The sequence below is a fragment of the Lacinutrix salivirga genome (assembly GCF_053604675.1).
In genome coordinates this window covers 109,255-129,183 of record NZ_JBSHNP010000141.1, presented here as the reverse complement: position 1 = coordinate 129,183, position 19,929 = coordinate 109,255, and the positions used below count along the sequence as shown (strand labels likewise).

Genomic DNA, 19,929 nt, shown 5'->3' with positions numbered 1-19,929 from the left:
CAAGGGTTTAAAAATGAACAAAATTAATTTAAGATAATTTTAACGTAATTAAGACTAACGTTTATGCTTTAAAATAGTCTTACTCCTAGTTAGAAGTACTATTTTTAGAATAATAAATTTAATTTTTATAATCAAATGAAAACAATTTCAAAACATTTATTAGCAATATGCTTAACACTTTTTGCTACTGTAGCAACATTTGCTCAACAAGATTTTCAAGGAGAAGCAACTTACATGTCTAAAACAACTGTTGACATGGATGGTTGGGGAGGAAAAGAAATGAGTCCTGAGCGTAAGAAAATGATTATGGAAAGAATGAAAAGCATGTTTGAAAAAACATTTATTCTAACATTTAATAAATCTGAATCCATGTATGTAGAGGATGAGCAATTAGATACTCCAGGTGGAGGTCGTGGCATGATGATGCGAATGGGAATGGGAAGTGGTACGCAATATAAAAACATGAAAGAAGGTGTGCTTATAGAAGATAAAGAGTTTTTTGGTAAACAATTTTTAATTACCGATAAGTTAGAAAAGCTAGAGTGGAAAATGACAGGGGAAACCAAGCAAATTGGTAAGTATATGTGCATGAAAGCTGTAGCAATGAAACCTGTAGATCAAACAGATTGGACTAAAATGCGAAGAAAAAAGAAAGACGATAAGGATAAAGAAGAAACTAATGAAGGTGAAAAAGTAAAAGATTCATCAGATGTGGCATCAACGGAAAAAGAGTCCACAACAATTACAATGGACGACGTCGAAATTCCAAAAGAAGAAGAAGTTGTCGCTTGGTACACAATGCAAATTCCAGTTAATAATGGTCCTGGAGATTTTTGGGGATTACCTGGTTTAATTTTAGAAATCAATTCTGGGAGAACTACTATTTTATGTTCTAAAATAGTTATGAATCCTGCTGAAAAGAAAGAAATTAAAAAACCAACTAAAGGTCAAGAAGTAACAAGAGCAGAATACACTGAAATTGTTACTAATAAAATGAAAGAAATGAGAGAAATGTATGGAGGTAGAGGTCGTGGAGGACGCGGTAGATAATTGATAGTACATTTTAAATAAGAAATAACCAACCAATTTTATGAAACATATTTTTACAATGTTACTTTTAATAGTAACAAGCACAGCTATTGCTCAAGTTAAATTTGAAGGTATTGTAAAAGATGCAGAAGGTTTACCATTAGAATTAGCAAATGTAGTTGCCATAAATCAAGAAACAAAGGTCATGGATGCCTATGGGATTACAGACGATAAAGGCCGTTTTAAACTGTCTTTAGAAAAAAATTCAACCTATAATTTACAAGTGAGTTATATAGGTTTAAAAACTTCGGAAAGTACTATCCAAACCAAAGAGGAAAGTATTAATAGAGATTTTAATTTAGAGGTCGATAATTCTTTGGAAGAAGTTGAACTGGTTTATGAAATGCCTGTAACTATTAGTGGTGATACAATAACCTACAATGCAGATTCTTTTAAAAATGGTACAGAACGTAAATTAGGCGATGTATTAAAAAAGCTTCCAGGAGTAGAGGTTAACGATGAAGGCCAAATTGAAGTAGAAGGTAAAGCTGTTGGCAAGGTTATGGTTGATGGAAAAGATTTTTTCGATGGAGACAGTAAATTAGCTACAAAAAATATTCCAGCAAACGCTATTGACAAAGTTCAAGTGTTGAAAAATTATTCTAACAACAGTCAGTTAAGTGGTGTTACTAACAATCAAGATAATGTTGCTATTAATATAAAACTTAAAGAAGGAAAGAAAAATTTCTGGTTTGGAACTATTACTGCAGGAGTTGGAGATTCACCAGATGGCGAGTTGTATTTAGCACAGCCAAAATTATTTTATTATAGTCCTAAAAAGAGTATTAATTTTATTGGTGATATTAACAATATTGGTGAATTAGCTTTGTCTAGACGAGATATTTTTAATTTTGGAGGTGGTTTTCAAATGCCTAGTCAGCAGAGTGGTACAAATATTAATTTAGGAAGTAACGACTTAGGTTTTAGACAGCTTCAAAATAATCAAGCCAATTCTTTAAACACAAAATTTGGTGCAGCCAATTTTAGCTATTCACCAAAAAGCACACTTGATCTTAGTGGATTTGCCATTTTTGCAAGTAGTAGAATTGAATTACAAGAAAATAGTTCAGTATTATACACTAATAGAGACCTAGGGATTCCTGATGAATTTACCCAGAGCAACACCAAACAAAAAAGTGATTTGGGCTTGTTGAAATTTAGCACAAAATACAAGCCTAATGCAAATAATCAATTAGATTATGATATTATTGGTCGTCTCTCTAAAGACGAACAAATAAATGGTACGTTTTCTAATGTTGTTGGAGGTATTAATCAACTCGAAGATGCAAATCCTTATAGAATAAACCAAAACTTAAACTATTATTACACATTAGACGAAACTAATATTTTTGCTTTATCTGTTCAGCATTTATTACAAAAAGAAGACCCTTTTTATAACGCGCTTTTAGAAAACGATCCTACAAATAATGATAATGGATTTAATAATCCTGACCCACTTGATGATGAAGATCCTTACGATGGAACAGCAGAAGATATTGGTTTAGATAGGTCTCAATTTAATTACAACATAAATCAAGAGAAATTAGTAAAAACTAATCAGTTAGATGCAAAACTTGATTATTGGAATATTTTAAATAAAAAGAGTGATATTAATTTTACTATAGGTACTATTTATAGTAATCAACAATTCGATTCTAACATTTTTCAAACCTTGGATAATGGTAGCGATTTAGATACAAATTCTAATATTGCTGGAGTTTCTAATGTTAATGATATAAAATACACGTTTAGCGATGTGTATTTAGGGATGCATTATCGTTATAAAACAGGTAAATTTACAATTAGTCCTGGTGTTTCTGCACATGCTTATGGTGTTAAAAACAGTCAATTTAATACGGAGACTACCAATAATTTTTTCAGACTATTACCAGATTTAAATGTAAGAGTGCAATTAAAATCTTCAGAGAATTTAAATTTATCTTACAAAATGCAAACACAGTTTACAGATGTAAACCAGTTTGCTAGAGGTTTAGTATTAAATAATTATAATTCAACATTTATTGGAAATCCAAATCTAGAAAATTCATTGTCTCACAATATAAATTTGAGTTATTTTAGTTTTAATATGTTTAATTATACTAATGTATTTGCGAATATAAGTTACAGTAAAAATATTGATAATATAAGAACGCAATCCATCTTTCAGCCAGGTTCTGTAATTAGAAGTAGCACGCCATTTAATTCTGGTTTAGAAGATGAATCTGTTAATGTTTTAGGTCGTTTTCAAAGACGTTTTGGTAAGTTGCAAGCAAGTATAAGGGGTAATTTTAGTTATCAAAAATATAATCAGTTTATTAATAATCAATTATCTGTAAATCAAAATTATACGCAAACTTACACACCTAGCTTACGTTCTAATTTTAGAGAAGCTCCAAACTTTGAAATCAGCTATAGATATAGTGTGAGTGACAATAACCAAGGAGATAGATCCACTAAAATTTTAACTAATAGTCCTTCTGTAGAGTTTGATGCTTTAATCTTTAAAACGTTTACTTTTAGAACAGATTATGGTTACACAAGGCAAACTGTAGGAGATAATACTAATAGTTTTGGGTTATTAAATGCTAATTTAATGTATAGAAAAGAAAATGATAGTAAGTGGGAATACGAAATAAAAGCAACTAACATATTAGATGTAGATTCTAATTTAACTAACAATGTTGGTGGTTTCTCTGTAAGTACAAGCGAGTATTTTATACAACCAAGGTTTTTAACTTTTAGAGTTATTTATAATTTATAAAAACAAAAGGTTTGTAATAAGTAATATTTTGAACCTGTTTAAGAATCTTACAATTATAACTAAGCGAAAAAAGAGTCTCAAAATGAGACTCTTTTTTGTTTAAATACTTTTCCAATTGTCGAATAATCCAACAACCTAACACTCTAAATTTGCGTAGCCATATTTTCGTTTAAAGAATGGATATACTCTAACACATCATCCTTGCCAATATCTTTGGAGCTCGATGTTATAAAATGGTTTGGCATTTCTTCCCAAGCTTCCAACATAATAGACTTGTAATCCTCAATATGTTTGTCTATGGCATATGGTTTTAATTTGTCTGCTTTAGTAAATATTATAGAAAACGGAATCCCATTTTCGCCAAGCCATTGCATAAATTCTAAATCTATAGGTTGTGGTTTGTGTCTAATGTCAACTAAAACAAAAGCAGTGACTAACTGTTCTCTAAATTTAAAATACTGAGTTATAAATTTCTGAAATGTTTTTTTTGCACTTTTAGACACCTTTGCATAACCATAACCTGGTAGATCTACTAAATACCATTCTTCATTTATTAAAAAATGATTTATGAGTTGTGTTTTTCCTGGTCGTCCAGAGGTTTTTGCCAAACTCTTTCTGCTCGTTAGCATATTTATTAACGAAGATTTACCAACATTACTACGACCAATAAAAGCATATTCTGGAAGCCGCTTTTTAGGACATTTAGCCACATCAGAGTTGCTCATTACAAATTCGGCAGATTTTATTTTCATTGCAAAGCGTTTCCGTAAAAACGGAAATTAATTTTTAGTTAATAGTAAACCACAAAGGTAAACACATAGGAGTAAGTAGCCAAGAGTAAGAAGCTAAAAGCTATTATAGAGAACGCTTTTTAAGCCAAGCTTCCAAAATTTTATTAAACTCTTCAGGATGCTCCATCATTGCAGCATGACCACATTTATCAATCCAGAATAACTCGGAGTCTGGTAGTAATTTGTTAAAATCTACAGCAACTTCAGGAGGTGTTACAGTATCGTTTTTTCCCCAAATAATACAAGTTGGTGTTGTCATTTTTGGCAAATCTTTAGCCATATTATGTCGTATTGCACTTTTTGCAATAGCAAGCGTTTTTATAAGTTTGTTTCTGTCGTTTACAGTTTCGTAAACTTCATCTACAATTTCTTTAGTAGCAACAGCAGGATCGTAAAATACTTCTTGTGCTTTTTTCTTAATTACTTCGTAATCGCCACGCTTGGTGTAGCCTCCTCCCATTGCACTTTCATACAAGCCAGAACTTCCTGTTATAATTAAAGCTTTCACTTTTTCAGGATATAGTTTTGTGTGGTATAATCCAATGTGTCCACCAAGAGAATTACCAAGTAAAATAACACTTTCAAAACCTTTAAATTCTATAAAATCGTGTAAGTATTTTGCAAAATGCTTCACGTTGGTTTTTAATAAGGATTTTGTATAAACTGGCAATTGAGGGATTACAACTTTATAACCTAATTCACTAAAATGTTCGGTTACTGCATCAAAATTGCTCAATCCACCCATAAGTCCATGAAGGACTATAATTGGTGTGCCTTCGCCAACCTCAATATAGCTGTAATTTCCTTCGTTCTTTAATTGATGCGTCATTAATAAGTTAGTGGTTTGTGTAGAAAACAAATATAGGCAATTCAATCAAATTATAAGCATTTTAATTCTTTGCTGTTTCTATCTTTTAAAACGGAATATTAACAGTGTTTAATAACTTATTGCTCCTGTATGTAAGTGTTTGATAACTAGAATTTAGACTCCTTAAAAATAGTATTTCAGCCATAGAAAATAGGTTTTAAACAAATATTTATCAACAATGTGGTAAAATGTGGTAAAAAGTGGTATATTTTTCAATATATTTGAAACTTAAACGTTTTAACTCAAAAATCACTTTTGAACACACTAATTGGAACATACGAACTTAAGGTAGATGCCAAAGGAAGGCTGATGTTGCCTGCTGCTTTAAAAAAGCAGTTGTCTCCTGTGTTACAAAATGGTTTTGTATTGAAAAGAGCTGTTTTTCAATCATGCTTGGAGTTGTATCCAATGTCTGAGTGGGAAGCGTTAATGCAAAAAGTAAATAAGTTAAACAGATTTAAAAAAAAGAATAACGATTTTATTCGTCGTTTCACAGCAGGAGTTAAAGTGGTGGAAGTAGATGCTACAGGTCGTTTGTTAATTCCTAAAGATTTAGTTGCTTTTGCAGGAATTACTAAGCAAATCGTAATGTCTTCTGCAGTTAATATTGTTGAAATTTGGGATAAAGATAAGTACGAACAAGCCATAGATGATGCTACTGTAGATTTTGCAGATTTAGCTGAAGAAGTTATGGGACAAGACGATGACGAGCATGGAATATCATAATCCTGTATTGCTAAACGAAACTGTAGATGGTTTGGATATTAAAGAAAATGGCGTGTATGTAGATGTCACTTTTGGAGGTGGAGGTCACAGTAAAGAAATACTAAGTCGTCTTGGAGAACACGGAAAACTATTTGCTTTCGATCAAGATAAAGATGCTTTGGAAAACGCAATAGACGATAAACGTTTCACTCTAATTCATGAAAATTTTAGATACCTAAAGCGTTTTCTAAGATTTCATGGCGTAAAGCAGGTAGATGGAATACTTGGAGATTTTGGAGTGTCGTCACATCAATTTGATGTTGCAGAACGTGGTTTCTCTACACGATTTGAAGCAGATTTGGATATGAGAATGAATCAAAACAACAAGCGCTCTGCTTACCATGTGATTAATGAATATGAAGAAGAACAGCTAAAAGACGTGTTGTTGCAATATGGCGAATTAAGAGCTGCTCCAGCAATGGCAAGACTTATTGTAGAGTTTAGAAAAGACGAAGCGGTAAAAACAAGTTCGCAATTAAAAGAGATTTTAAAAAAGTTTTTATCGCCAAAACACGAAAATAAAATTTTGGCTCAGATTTATCAAGCTATTCGTATTGAGGTAAATCAGGAAATTGAAGTGCTAAAAGAGTTTTTAATGCAAACACCAGAAGTTTTAAAGCCTAAAGGACGTTTAAGTGTGATTTCGTACCACTCTTTAGAAGATAGGTTAGTAAAGCGTTTTATAAGAAATGGACTGTTTGAAGGTGAACCAGAACGAGATGTTTTTGGCCGATTTGAAGTACCACTAAAAAAAGTAGGTGGTTTAATAATACCGAGTAAAGAAGAAATAAAAATAAATAACAGAGCAAGAAGCGCCAAGTTGCGTATTGCTGAAAAAGTATAACAAATTCAAATTCTTCTCTTTGGGAAGAAGTCGCAAAGCGACAAATGGGAATGAAAAAAAATATCTATAGCATATTAAGAGGAACGTTTTTAGTCAGTGACGATTCGTTTAAAAACTGGAGAGTAATTCTCTTCATTTCGCTTTTAGCAATAGTAATGATTGCAAGTTCGCATAGTGCAGATAAAAAAGTGCACGACATTGCAAGGTTAGCAAACGAAGCAAAAGAGTTACGTTCCATATTTATTGAAGGTCGAGGCAAATTAATGGAGCTTAAAAAAGAATCTTCAGTAGTAAAAAAAATGAGTAAAAAAGGATTGGCAATTTCAGAAGTGCCACCACAAAAAATAAAAGTTAAATCTAAAAACTAAAGTTCAATCTTGGCAGTAAACGAGAAGAACATATTAAACCGTTTGTATTTTGTTTCAGGATGTATGTTCATCTTCGGGATTCTTGTTGTTGGCAAATTGTTAATCATACAATTTGTAGAAGGCGATAAATACAAGACGATAGCAGACAATCGCACCATTAAAAACGTGACTATTCCTGCTAATCGCGGAAATGTATATTCTGTAAATGGTAATTTGCTAGCTACCTCTATTCCAAAATACGACATTAGAATAGATGCTTTAGCTTCAAAAGAAAAAACGTTTAAAGATAACATTAAGGCTTTAAGCGATTCGCTTTCGGTGTACACAGGTAAGTCTTCTAGTTACTATTTGCGCGAGCTTCAAAAAGCACGAAAAAACAAAAACAGATACTATTTATTGGCTCGTAATATTGGGTATTCAGATTATATAAGACTGCGTAATTTTCCATTATTAAAATTAGGTGCTTATAAAGGTGGATTAATCGTAGAGCAAAAAACAAAGCGCGAACATCCAATGGGTTCAATTGCACAACGCTCTATTGGTTATGAGCGTTATGATGAGGATGGAAATGTTACTAGAGCAGGAATTGATGGTGCTTTTGGCGAATTGTATTTAAGAGGAAAAGATGGTAAACGTTGGAAGCAAAAAATAGGAAAAGGCCAATGGAAACCCTTGTTGGATTACAACCAAAAAGAACCTAAAGATGGTTACGATATTTACACAACTATAGATGTAAACATACAAGATATTGCACATCATGCCTTATTAAAACAGTTAGAGTATTATGAAGCAGAACATGGTTGCGTTGTAGTTATGGAAGTGGAAACTGGCGAAATTAGAGCCATTTCTAATTTAGGTCGTACCAGTAAAGGTGGTTATTACGAGAAACTAAACTATGCAGTTGGTGAGTCTCACGAGCCAGGATCTACGTTTAAACTAATGGCATTAATGGTTGCTCTAGAAGATAAAGTGATTGATACCTCGACAGTAGTGGATACACGTTTAGGGTCTAAGCCATTTTATGGTCGTACAATTTACGATTCTCGAGGTTACGGAAAAATATCAGCTGCTAGAGCATTAGAGGTGTCTTCAAATATAGGTTTGGCAACACTTATAGATGATAATTATGCTAAAAATCCACAAAAATTTATTGATCGGTTAAAAAGCTGGTCTTTAGATAAAACATTGGATATACCAATAATAGGAGAAGGAAAACCATTTATTCCAGAACCTGGACATCCTAAATGGAGTAGAAATGCTTTGCCTTCTATGTCTTACGGTTATGGTTTAGAATTAACACCATTACAAACCTTAACTTTTTATAATGCTGTTGCCAATGATGGTAAAATGGTTAAACCTCGATTTTTAAAATCGGTTAGAGAATTAGACAGAGTTATTGAAAGTTTTGATAAGAAGGTTTTAAATGAAAAAATTGCATCTACAGAAACTATAAAAGCAGTCCAAACTATTTTAGAAAATGTAGTTAAACGTGGAACAGGAAATTCGTTGTATTCTGAATATTTTTCGATGGCAGGGAAAACTGGTACAGCACAAACAGAATATTGGATGAAGGATTGGAGCGAAAATAGACGATATATTTCGTCGTTTGCAGGCTATTTTCCTGCAGATAATCCTAAATATTCTTGCATAGTTGTAATTCATAAGCCTAGTGTTAGTAAAGGGTATTATGGAGCAGACGTTTCCGGACCTGTGTTTAAACGTATAGCTCAAAAAATTTATACAGATACACCACGTATTGATGAGGTAAAATCTCTTGAGGTTAAGCAAGCTTCCGTTGAGCAGGAATTCGAAAACTATAACAACATCTCCAGAACCTATAAAACGATAATGCCAAGCGTAATTGGCTTGCCAACAATGGATGCCATTTCGTTATTAGAAAATATGGGTTTAAAAGTAGAAATTAATGGAATTGGAGTTGTGAAATCGCAATCTATTCCTAAGGGAAAAAAAATAAAAAGAAATCAAACAGTAGTATTAGAATTATCGTGAATCAATTAAAAGACATACTCTATAAAGTAACCATAAATGCCGTAGTTGGTAGTACTAATGTAATGATTAGAAACATCCACTTTAACTCTAGGAGTGTAAGTATGAGCGATGTTTTTGTTGCAATTAAAGGTAGCGCTGTAGATGGTCATGATTATATAGAAAACGCAGTTAAACAAGGTGCTTTAGTGGTGGTTTGCGAAAAAATACCAAGCACAATTAAATCTGGTATTACCTATATAGAGGTTGAAAATTCGAGTATTGCTTTGGCAATGATGTCGGCTAATTATTATGGTAATCCATCAGAGAATTTAAACCTAGTTGGTATTACAGGGACTAACGGGAAAACGACTATTGCAACACTATTATATCAATTATTTAAAAAAGCAGGTTATAAAGTTGGATTATTATCTACAGTAAAAATAATGGTAGATAATACAGAGTTTCCTGCAACGCATACTACTCCAGATTCTTTAACCATTAATCGCTATTTAAAACAAATGAATACTGAAGGTGTTGAGTTTTGTTTTATGGAAGTGAGTTCGCATGGCATCCATCAAAACAGGACTGAAGGTTTGGTTTTTAAAGGCGGAATTTTCACCAACCTCTCTCATGATCATTTAGATTATCACGATACGTTTGCAGAGTACAGAGATGTAAAAAAACGTTTTTTCGATCAGTTGCCAAAACATGCTTTTGCATTAGTAAATGTAGATGATAAAAATGGTGAATTTATGCTTCAGAATTCTAAAGCAGAAAAAAACACTTACGCCTTAAAAACACATGCAGATTATAAAGCGCAACTATTAGAAAACCAATTTACAGGCTTATTGCTTAAAATTAATGGTAGCGAAGTGTGGTCTAGATTAATTGGCGAGTTTAACGGTTATAATTTGTTAGCTATTTACGCTACAGCGGAATTGTTAGGACTTGAAAAAGAAGAAATTTTAAGATTAATAAGCGAATTGGAGAGTGTAAGCGGACGCTTTCAATATTTAATTTCGGAAGAAAAGATAACTGCAATTGTAGATTATGCACACACGCCAGATGCTTTAAAAAATGTGTTAGAAACCATAAATAGTATTCGTACAAAAAACGAACAACTAATTACAGTTGTAGGTTGTGGTGGAGATAGAGATGCAACTAAAAGACCTAAAATGGGACAAATTGCAGCTGCATTAAGTACAAAAGTGATTTTTACTAGTGATAATCCACGTAGTGAAGTGCCAGAAGCTATTATTGAAGCCATAGAAAAAGGAGTAGAGCCTTTAGATTTTAAAAAAACACTATCCATTGTAGATAGAAAGCAGGCCATTAAAACAGCGTGCCAATTAGCAAAAGGAAAGGATATTATTTTAATCGCAGGTAAAGGTCACGAAACCTACCAAGAAATAAAAGGGGAGCGTTTTGATTTTGACGATTTTAAAATCGTTCAAGAATTTTTAAAACAATTACAAAAATAACGTACCAAATGACACCTTGAGCGCAGTCAAAAGGTTTAACAATAGAATAAAAAAGAATGTTATATTATTTATTTGAATATCTAGAAAATGAGTTTCAGTTAACAGGAGCAAGTGTGTTTCAATTTATCACATTTAGAGCTGCATTAGCCATAATTATATCGTTGCTATTTTCTACAATATTTGGTAAAAAAATTATAACTCTTCTTCAAAAAAAGCAAGTTGGAGAATCGGTTAGAGATTTAGGCTTAGCAGGTCAGGTAGAAAAAGCAGGAACACCAACAATGGGAGGAATAATTATAATTATTGCAACATTGCTTCCTGTATTGTTGGTAGCCAAATTAGATAATATTTACGTTATCATGCTTATTGTTACTACGCTTTGGATGGGAACAGTTGGTTTTATAGACGATTATATAAAAGTATTTAAAAAAGATAAAGCTGGTCTTAGTGGTAAATTTAAAATATTAGGTCAGGTAGGATTAGGCATTTTTGTTGGTGCTGTGATGTATTTTCATCCAGGAGTTACTATTAAACAAGAACGTATTAACCCTCAGTTTGAAACCGAATTAATTACACAAAGCTCTCAAGCAGAGTTTAATCCAGAAATACAATCCTTAAAAACAACTATTCCTTTTGTGAAGGATAATGAGTTTGATTATTCAAATCTTATTACATGGATAGACGAAGATTATGCAAAATATGCATGGTTAATTTTTATACCAATAGTCATATTTATTATCACAGCAGTATCTAATGGAGCGAATTTAACCGATGGTATAGATGGTTTAGCAGCAGGAAGTTCTGCTATTATAGTGTTCGTGCTTGCCATTTTTGCCTTTGTATCTGGGAACATTGTATTCTCAGATTATCTAAATGTTATGTTTATTCCACGATTAGGAGAGCTCGTAGTGTTTATTGCTGCTTTTGCAGGTGCACTAATTGGGTTTTTGTGGTACAATACGTATCCAGCTCAAGTATTTATGGGAGATACAGGAAGTTTAACAATTGGAGGTATTATAGCTGTAATAGCAATTGCAGTGCGTAAAGAGCTATTAATTCCATTACTGTGTGGAATTTTCTTTGCAGAGTCACTATCAGTAATATTACAAGTTAGCTGGTTTAAATACACGCGAAAGAAATATGGCGAAGGCCGACGCATTTTTAAAATGTCGCCTTTACATCATCACTATCAAAAAGGAGGTTATCACGAAAGTAAAATAGTCACACGATTTTGGATTGTTGGCATTTTCCTAGCCATACTTTCAATAGTGACTTTAAAGTTAAGATAACGAGAATTACGATTTATGATTTTAGAAATAAGATTGAAATTTGAAACAAGAATTAAAAAATAGAACTAAAAAATACGCAATCGATTGCTGGAATTTATGTATAAAATTTCCTGTATCTAGAGAATATAATGCGTATTGCAACCAATTAATAAGGTGTTCAAGTTCTGTTGGAGCGAATTATAGAGCAGCTTGTAGAGCTAAATCGACAGCAGACTTTATAAATAAATTAAAAATAGTTGAAGAAGAAGCTGATGAAAGTATGTATTTCCTAGAATTATTAATGGATGTTGGAAATAAAGAACATTCAGAAATAAAAAGATTACATACCGATGGGAATGAATTACTATCAATAATTGTAGCATCGATAAAGACCATGAGGACAAGAACTCGTAAATCTTAAGCCATGAGTCGTAAATCGAAATTAGTCATACTAGGAGGAGGAGAAAGTGGAGTAGGAACTGCACTTTTAGGAAAAGCAAAAGGCTATTTAGTTTTTGTTTCGGATAACCAAAAAATAAAAGAGAAATACAAAGACGTTCTTAAACATAATGAGATTGAATGGGAAGAAGAGAAGCATACAGAATCAAAAATTCTTAATGCAGATGTGGTGATGAAAAGTCCTGGAATTCCTGATAAAGTAGAATTGATTAAAAAGCTACTAAAAAAGAATATTCCAGTGATTTCAGAGATTGAATTTGCTTCAAAATATACCAATGCAACTATTATTGGTATCACAGGAAGCAATGGTAAAACAACAACAGCATCCTTAACACATCATGTATTAAAACAGGAGTTGCGAGTTGGTTTGGCAGGTAATATTGGCGACAGTTTTGCAAAACAAATTTTGGAATTTAACTATCCAAATTACGTATTAGAAATAAGTAGTTTTCAATTGGACGGAATAATAGATTTTAAACCACATATTGCTGTATTAACCAATATAACACCAGATCATTTGGATCGATACGATTATAAATTCGACAATTATATCGCTTCAAAATTTAGAATAGCAATGAATCAAACCAAAACCGATTATTTGATTTATGACGCAGACGATGAAGTGATAAACAATTTCATCAAAAACAATAACATTCAATCTACATTATTGCCATTTTCATTAGTAAAAACAATAGAAAATGGAGCGTATTTAGATAACGATAATATAAAAATAACAATAGATAACAACCAGATAATTATGCCAACAAAAAATTTAGCATTAGAAGGAAAGCACAATGTAAAAAACGCTATGGCAGCTTCCACTGTGGCACATTTATTAAAAATACGTAAGCAAACTATACGTGAAAGTTTAGAAAACTTTCATGGAGTAGAGCATCGTTTAGAGCAAGTGCTTAAAATTAATAAAGTGCAGTACATAAACGACTCTAAAGCTACAAATGTAAACGCGACATACTACGCTTTAGAGAGTATGGATGCACCAACAGTATGGATTGTTGGAGGAGTAGATAAAGGGAATAATTATAACGAGCTATATCCTTTTGTTAACGAAAAAGTGAAGGCTATTATCTGTTTAGGAGTAGATAATGAAAAGCTAATGGAAAATTTTTCGAGTATGGTAGATGTAATTATAGAAACTCAGTACATGAGTGAAGCAGTTAAAATAGCCTATAAAATTGCAGAATCTGGTGATAATGTATTGTTATCTCCTGCTTGTGCAAGTTTCGATTTATTTGAAAACTACGAAGATAGAGGAAGACAATTTAAAGATGCAGTAAGAAATTTGTAACAAATTCCTGCGAAAGCAGTAATAAAAATTTTTATAAAAATAAATCTTCCCTTTAGGAAGAAGGTGCAAAGCAATAGATGGGAATGCAACAACTATTTAAAAACATAAAAGGAGACCGTTTAATTTGGGCAATAGCAGCATTACTGGCTATTTTCTCATTCCTTCCTGTGTATAGTGCTGCAAGTAATTTAGCCTATATTGGAGGAGCAGGTAATACTTTTGGCTATTTTATAAAACATTTCATGCATTTGTTTTTAGGGTTTGCCATAATGTATGGTGTTCATAAAATTCCGTACCGTTATTTTAGAGGCCTCTCAATGGTTATGATACCAATAGTAATAGTGTTACTTATTATTACTATGCTACAAGGCACAACTATAGAAGGTGCAAATGCAAGCCGTTGGATTCAAATTCCAATTGTTGGTATGTCTTTTCAAACTTCTACTTTGGCTTCGGTTGTATTAATGGTGTATGTCGCCAGATATATGTCTAAAATAAAAGATCAAACCATAAGTTTTAAAGACTCTATTTTACCACTTTGGGTGCCTGTATTTTTAATTTTAGGATTAATACTGCCTTCTAACTTCTCTACAACAGCATTAATATTTTTAATGGTTGTAATGTTAGTGTTTTTAGGTGGTTATCCTATTCGGTATTTATTGGCTATGATGCTAGTTGGAATTGTTGCACTTGGCTTATTTGTGCTTACACTAAAAGCTTTTCCAGATTTAATGGCTAATAGATTGGATACTTGGGAAAACAGAATTGAAAACTTTTTTGATGGAAATGCAGATTCTGATGCCGATTACCAAATGGAACATGCTAAAATGGCAATAGCTTCTGGCGAAATCTTTGGATTAGGTCCAGGAAAAAGTATTCAAAAAAATGTTTTACCACAATCGTCTTCCGATTTTATTTTTGCAATCATTATAGAAGAATATGGCTTAATAGGAGGCTTTTTCCTAATAATAATGTACATGTGGTTACTATTTAGAATTGTAATTGCTTCACAAAAATCAGAATCAATTTTCGGAAAATTATTAGTGCTTGGCGTTGGGTTGCCAATCGTGTTTCAGGCATTAATTAATATGGCTGTTGCTGTAGAATTATTTCCGGTTACAGGACAAACGTTACCACTTATTAGTAGTGGAGGAACATCCATTTGGATGACCTGCTTAGCTTTAGGAATTGTACTAAGTGTAAGCGCAAAAAGAGAAGAAATAAAAGAACAAGAAAATGCAGAGGATAATCCGTTAGAAATCTTATCGGAAACCATATAGATAATAAGTATTTGAAGTTAAAATAAATAAAATGTCACACTGAGTATAGTTAAAATGCTCGCCAAATTAAAAAGTGAATACTAAAAAAAGAACATATAAAATTATCCTAAGTGGAGGAGGAACAGGAGGACATATCTATCCTGCAATTGCTATTGCAAACGAATTAAAATCGCGTTTCCCAGACGCCAAATTTTTATTTGTAGGAGCAAAAGATAGAATGGAAATGGAAAAAGTACCACAAGCTGGTTATAAAATCCAAGGCTTATGGATTTCTGGAATCCAGAGAAGTATGTCTTTAAAAAACATAACATTCCCATTTAAACTAATTAATAGTTTATGGAATGCCAGAAAAATTGTTAATCAATTTAAGCCAGATGTTGCCATAGGAACAGGAGGTTTTGCTAGTGGTCCATTGTTACAAGTAGCCACTTCAAAAAAAGTCCCTACGCTAATCCAAGAGCAAAATTCTTATCCAGGAATAACCAACAAATTATTAGGTAAAAAGGTTAATAAAATTTGCGTGGCTTATAATGGATTAGAACGTTTTTTTCCAGCCGAAAAAATCCTAAAAACGGGTAATCCTGTTCGACAAGATTTATTAGATATAGCCTCTAAAAAAGAAGACGCAATAAAACATTTTGATTTAGTAGAAGGAAAACAAACACTACTCGTATTAGGAGGAAGTTTAGGTGCAAAAGCTATAAACGAATTGTTAGAGCGAGAATTAGATTTTTTGCAAACATTAAACCTTCAAATCATCTGGCAATGCGGTAAATTATACTACCAAACCTATAAGCTTTATGGCAACACCAAGCACGTTCAAGTCCATGCTTTTTTAGATAAAATGGATTATGCTTACGCAGCAGCAGATTTTATAATTTCTAGAGCAGGAGCTATTTCGGTATCCGAATTATGTATAGTTGGTAAACCTGTAATTTTTGTGCCTTCGCCTTATGTGGCAGAAGATCATCAAACAAAAAATGCAAAAGCTGTAGAAGAGCAACACGCAGCAATTTTAATAGCGCAAGCCGATTTAGAAGTGGATTTTAAAAATAAATTTTCGCAATTAGTAGCCTCAAAAGAAAAGCAATACCAATTGAGTGAAAACATAAGAAAACTAGCATTAGTGAATGCAACAAAAGATATAGCAGGCGAGGTTGAAAAACTTTTAAGCACATCTTAATCTTCCTAAAGAGAAGAAATTATAGAGAAAAAATGAGCAATAATAATAACATATCGTCTTATAAAAAAGGACTTTCCTTAGGGAAAAGTTTAGGATGGGAAAACATCTATTTTATTGGTATTGGTGGAATTGGCATGAGTGCTTTAGCGCGCTATTTCCATGCAGAAAATATGTGTGTTGCTGGTTACGATAAAACAAAAACAGAGCTAACGTCAAGTTTAGCAGACTTAGGTATGTCGATTCATTATAACGATTCTATTAATTTAATTGAAGAAAAATACCTTAACAAAGACACTACGTTAATAGTTTACACGCCTGCAATCCCTAAAAACCATTCAGAATTTAATTATTTTAAAACTGAAGGGTTTACGATATTAAAACGTTCAGAAATTTTAGGATTAATTACCAAAAACACCTATTGTCTTGCGGTTGCAGGTACACATGGTAAAACCACAACAACTAGTATTCTTGGTCATTTAATGTACCAATGTGGTGTGAAATTAACAGCTTTTTTAGGTGGAATTAGCGAAAATTATAACAGCAATCTAATTTTAAATGGGTCTGAAGTTTCGGTTGTCGAAGCCGATGAGTTTGATCGTTCTTTTTTAACCTTATCTCCAGATTTAGCATGCATTACTTCAATGGATGCAGATCATTTAGATATTTATGGAGATGCTTCTGCTTTAACAGAATCCTTCAAAGAATTTTCAAAAAAAATAAAACCAAACGGAAAGTTGTTTGTAAAAAACGGATTGCCTCTAAAAGGCATTACTTATGGTATCGAAGACAATTCAGACTATACAGCGCAAAATATAAAAATAAAAAATGGGACTTATGTTTTTGATATTAAAACACCAACACAAGTACTAGAAAACGTTCAATTTAACCTACCTGGTAGACATAATTTGTCGAATGCATTAATAGCCTTGGCGATGGCTGCTGAATACGGTATCCCTCACTTGCAGCTCGCCAAAGCTTTAGCATCTTACAAAGGCGTTAAACGCAGATTTAGTTACCAAATAAAAACAGAAAATCTAGTTTTTATAGACGATTATGCACATCATCCAACAGAAATTGAAGCAGCACACCAAGCGGTTAGAGAAATGTATCCTAACGATGAGGTTTTAGCAATTTTTCAACCACACCTTTACTCTCGTACAAGAGATTTTATAGACGATTTTGCAAAAAGCCTTTCTCAGTTCGATGCTATTTTGCTATTAGATATTTATCCAGCTAGAGAATTACCAATCGAAGGTGTAGATTCTAAGTGGTTATTGAGCAAAATAAACACTAAAAACAAAAAATTAATTAGTAAAAACGAAATCATTTCAGAAATAAAAAAAAGTAAAGCTAAAATTATACTCACCATTGGTGCAGGAGATATTGGAGAAGAAGTACAACACATAAAAAAAAGTTTAAGCGTTGCGAGTTAATTGGAATTACATAAAAATGATGGTACTGCTAGTAATAGTGGTGTTTTTGTATGCCTTTTCTAGCCAAAGAAATGGAAATAGAAAAGTAGAAGCTCCAAAAGTTGAATTTATTGGAGATAACAATCTATTTATAACTCACGAAACTGTTAGTAAATTGTTAATACAAAATAAAGAAGGCGTTAAGAACATGCCTAAAGAAACTTTAGATTTGAATGGTCTAGAATCTGCCCTGAATTCTAATAATTTAATCGCATCTGCAGAAGTGTATCTAAATGTAAATGGAGCACTAATTGCAGAGGTTAAACAAAAAAAACCTATAGCCAGAGTGCTTAGTAAACCCTCGTATTATGTAGATACAAATGGTAAGTATATGCCATTATCTACAAACTACGCAGAACGCGTGCCATTGGTAACAGGAGCTGTTAAAAAAACAGATTTAGAAACTGTATATACTATGGCAAAAAAAATAACTGAAGATGAGTTTTTGAAACAACACGTTATCGAAATTCATCAAAATGCAGATAAAACTATTGATTTAAAATTGCGAAAGTGCAATTTTAATGTACATGTAGGTCGTCTAAACCAGTTAGATAAAAAAATAAACAATTTAAAAGTGTTTTATAAAAAAGCAATGAAAGATAAAACGCTAGACATTTATAAAACAGTGAATTTACAGTTCGATAACCAAGTCGTGTGTACTAAATTTTAAACTATGGAGCATAATATAGCAGTTGGATTAGACATAGGAACCACAAAAATTGTGGCCATGATTGGTCGTAAAAACGATTATGGGAAATTAGAAATACTTGGCATCGGTAAATCCAAAAGCCTTGGTGTGCATCGTGGTGTAGTAAATAATATTACACAAACCATACAATCCATACAGCTTGCAGTACAAGAAGCAGAAGCTGCAGCCGCAACTAAAATTGAAGGTGTAACAGTTGGTATTGCAGGTCAACACATTAGAAGCTTACAACATAGTGATTATATAACAAGGCCAAATTCCGAAACGGTTATAGACGAAGCAGATATAGAGCGTTTAATTAATCAGGTTCACAAATTGGTGATGCTGCCAGGAGAAGAAATTATCCATGTACTGCCACAAGAATATAAAATTGATGGTCAAGCCGAAATAAAAGAACCAATTGGTATGTATGGAGGCCGTTTGGAAGCAAATTTCCATGTGGTTGTTGGTCAGGTATCGTCTATTAGAAATGTAGGCCGTTGCATAAAAAGTGCAGGATTAGATTTAGAAGGCATAACGTTAGAGCCACTTGCCTCTGCAAATGCAGTATTAAGTCAAGAAGAAAAAGAAGCTGGTGTTGCACTTATTGATATAGGTGGAGGAACCACAGATTTAGCCATTTTTAGAGATGGAATTATACGTCATACAGCAGTAATTCCTTTTGGTGGTAATGTCATTACAGAAGACATAAAAGAAGGCTGCTCTATAATCGAGAAGCAGGCAGAACTTTTAAAAATAAAGTTTGGTTCTGCATGGCCAGGAGAAAATAAAGACAACGAAATTGTCTCTATTCCTGGATTAAGAGGCAGAGAGCCAAAAGAAATTACATTAAAAAACTTGTCTAAAATTATCCATGCTCGTGTAGTAGAAATCGTAGAGCAAGTTTATGTAGAAATTAAAAATTACGGACACGAAGAGCAAAAGAAAAAACTTATAGCAGGTATTGTGTTAACAGGTGGAGGAGCGCAATTAAAGCATCTTAAACAATTAGTAGAATACATTACAGGAATGGATACCAGAGTGGGTTATCCAAACGAGCATTTAGCAGGAGATAGTGACGATGAGATTACAAGTCCGCTATTTGCAACAGCAGTTGGTTTAGTAATGGATGGCTTACAACGTGCAAAACGTAAAAAAGCAGAAGAAGTAGTAGAAGAATCAGACTTTTTAGTTGATGACCATAATGAAACTGCTGAAGAGGACCAAATACAAGAACACCCTAAAAAAGAAAGACGTTCGTTTTTAGATAAACTAACAGAACGTGTAAAAGATTTTTTAGATAACGCAGAGTAATTATAA

The 19,929-nt window shown here is 32.7% G+C and carries 17 protein-coding genes; 15 read left to right on the top strand and 2 right to left on the bottom strand.

Annotated features, from left to right (window positions below; genetic code table 11):
- The first annotated feature begins 135 nt into the window (after window positions 1–135).
- Both ACVC5O_RS14445 and ACVC5O_RS14440 read left to right on the top strand, forming a co-directional pair.
- Window positions 136–1,050 (top strand): GLPGLI family protein, encoded by a 915-nt coding sequence (locus ACVC5O_RS14445; RefSeq protein WP_452222190.1) that lies wholly within the window; start codon window positions 136–138, stop codon window positions 1,048–1,050.
- Window positions 1,051–1,090: 40 nt separating this feature from the next.
- On the top strand, window positions 1,091–3,850 hold the full coding sequence (locus tag ACVC5O_RS14440; RefSeq protein ID WP_452222189.1) for an outer membrane beta-barrel protein: 2,760 nt from the start codon (window positions 1,091–1,093) through the stop codon (window positions 3,848–3,850).
- Window positions 3,851–3,993: 143 nt separating this feature from the next.
- On the opposite strand, the gene yihA is transcribed toward ACVC5O_RS14440, so the two are convergent.
- The gene (yihA, locus tag ACVC5O_RS14435) at window positions 3,994–4,602 is read right to left on the bottom strand and encodes a ribosome biogenesis GTP-binding protein YihA/YsxC (RefSeq protein WP_452222188.1); all 609 of its coding nucleotides are present in this window, start codon (window positions 4,600–4,602) and stop codon (window positions 3,994–3,996) included.
- Between the two features lie 103 nt (window positions 4,603–4,705).
- Window positions 4,706–5,470 (bottom strand): alpha/beta fold hydrolase, encoded by a 765-nt coding sequence (locus ACVC5O_RS14430; RefSeq protein ID WP_452222187.1) that lies wholly within the window; start codon window positions 5,468–5,470, stop codon window positions 4,706–4,708.
- A 294-nt stretch (window positions 5,471–5,764) separates the two neighbouring features.
- On the opposite strand from ACVC5O_RS14430, the gene mraZ reads away from it, so the two are divergent.
- From mraZ to ftsA, 13 genes are all read left to right on the top strand, one after another.
- Window positions 5,765–6,235 (top strand): division/cell wall cluster transcriptional repressor MraZ, encoded by a 471-nt coding sequence (mraZ, locus tag ACVC5O_RS14425; RefSeq protein ID WP_452222186.1) that lies wholly within the window; start codon window positions 5,765–5,767, stop codon window positions 6,233–6,235.
- Window positions 6,222–7,118 carry a 16S rRNA (cytosine(1402)-N(4))-methyltransferase RsmH gene (gene rsmH, locus ACVC5O_RS14420; protein ID WP_452222185.1) on the top strand — a complete coding sequence of 299 codons (897 nt, stop codon included), beginning with the start codon at window positions 6,222–6,224 and terminating at the stop codon, window positions 7,116–7,118. Before mraZ ends, rsmH begins: the two co-directional genes overlap by 14 nt.
- A gap of 50 nt (window positions 7,119–7,168) precedes the next feature.
- Complete coding sequence (locus tag ACVC5O_RS14415; protein ID WP_452222184.1) at window positions 7,169–7,486, top strand: FtsL-like putative cell division protein; 318 nt, start codon at window positions 7,169–7,171, stop codon at window positions 7,484–7,486.
- Window positions 7,487–7,549: 63 nt separating this feature from the next.
- Window positions 7,550–9,496: a penicillin-binding protein gene (locus tag ACVC5O_RS14410; RefSeq protein WP_452222389.1), complete on the top strand. Its 1,947-nt coding sequence runs from the start codon at window positions 7,550–7,552 to the stop codon at window positions 9,494–9,496.
- On the top strand, window positions 9,493–10,956 hold the full coding sequence (locus tag ACVC5O_RS14405) for a UDP-N-acetylmuramoyl-L-alanyl-D-glutamate--2,6-diaminopimelate ligase (RefSeq protein WP_452222183.1): 1,464 nt from the start codon (window positions 9,493–9,495) through the stop codon (window positions 10,954–10,956). Before ACVC5O_RS14410 ends, ACVC5O_RS14405 begins: the two co-directional genes overlap by 4 nt.
- A gap of 56 nt (window positions 10,957–11,012) precedes the next feature.
- Entirely contained in the window at window positions 11,013–12,245 is a 1,233-nt protein-coding gene (mraY, locus tag ACVC5O_RS14400; RefSeq protein ID WP_452222182.1) for a phospho-N-acetylmuramoyl-pentapeptide-transferase, read from the top strand.
- Window positions 12,246–12,285: 40 nt separating this feature from the next.
- Window positions 12,286–12,645, top strand: coding sequence for a four helix bundle protein (locus ACVC5O_RS14395; RefSeq protein ID WP_452222181.1), 360 nt, complete (start codon window positions 12,286–12,288; stop codon window positions 12,643–12,645).
- A 3-nt stretch (window positions 12,646–12,648) separates the two neighbouring features.
- A complete protein-coding gene (murD, locus tag ACVC5O_RS14390) occupies window positions 12,649–13,989 on the top strand; it encodes a UDP-N-acetylmuramoyl-L-alanine--D-glutamate ligase (RefSeq protein ID WP_452222180.1) in 1,341 nt (446 codons plus the stop codon).
- Window positions 13,990–14,072: 83 nt separating this feature from the next.
- Complete coding sequence (locus ACVC5O_RS14385; protein ID WP_452222179.1) at window positions 14,073–15,269, top strand: FtsW/RodA/SpoVE family cell cycle protein; 1,197 nt, start codon at window positions 14,073–14,075, stop codon at window positions 15,267–15,269.
- Window positions 15,270–15,342: 73 nt separating this feature from the next.
- A complete protein-coding gene (gene murG / locus ACVC5O_RS14380) occupies window positions 15,343–16,452 on the top strand; it encodes an undecaprenyldiphospho-muramoylpentapeptide beta-N-acetylglucosaminyltransferase (RefSeq protein ID WP_452222178.1) in 1,110 nt (369 codons plus the stop codon).
- Between the two features lie 134 nt (window positions 16,453–16,586).
- Window positions 16,587–17,885 carry a UDP-N-acetylmuramate--L-alanine ligase gene (murC, locus tag ACVC5O_RS14375; RefSeq protein ID WP_452222388.1) on the top strand — a complete coding sequence of 433 codons (1,299 nt, stop codon included), beginning with the start codon at window positions 16,587–16,589 and terminating at the stop codon, window positions 17,883–17,885.
- A gap of 16 nt (window positions 17,886–17,901) precedes the next feature.
- Window positions 17,902–18,594: a cell division protein FtsQ/DivIB gene (locus ACVC5O_RS14370; protein WP_452222177.1), complete on the top strand. Its 693-nt coding sequence runs from the start codon at window positions 17,902–17,904 to the stop codon at window positions 18,592–18,594.
- A gap of 3 nt (window positions 18,595–18,597) precedes the next feature.
- Window positions 18,598–19,923, top strand: coding sequence for a cell division protein FtsA (gene ftsA / locus ACVC5O_RS14365; RefSeq protein ID WP_452222176.1), 1,326 nt, complete (start codon window positions 18,598–18,600; stop codon window positions 19,921–19,923).
- Window positions 19,924–19,929 lie beyond the last annotated feature (6 nt).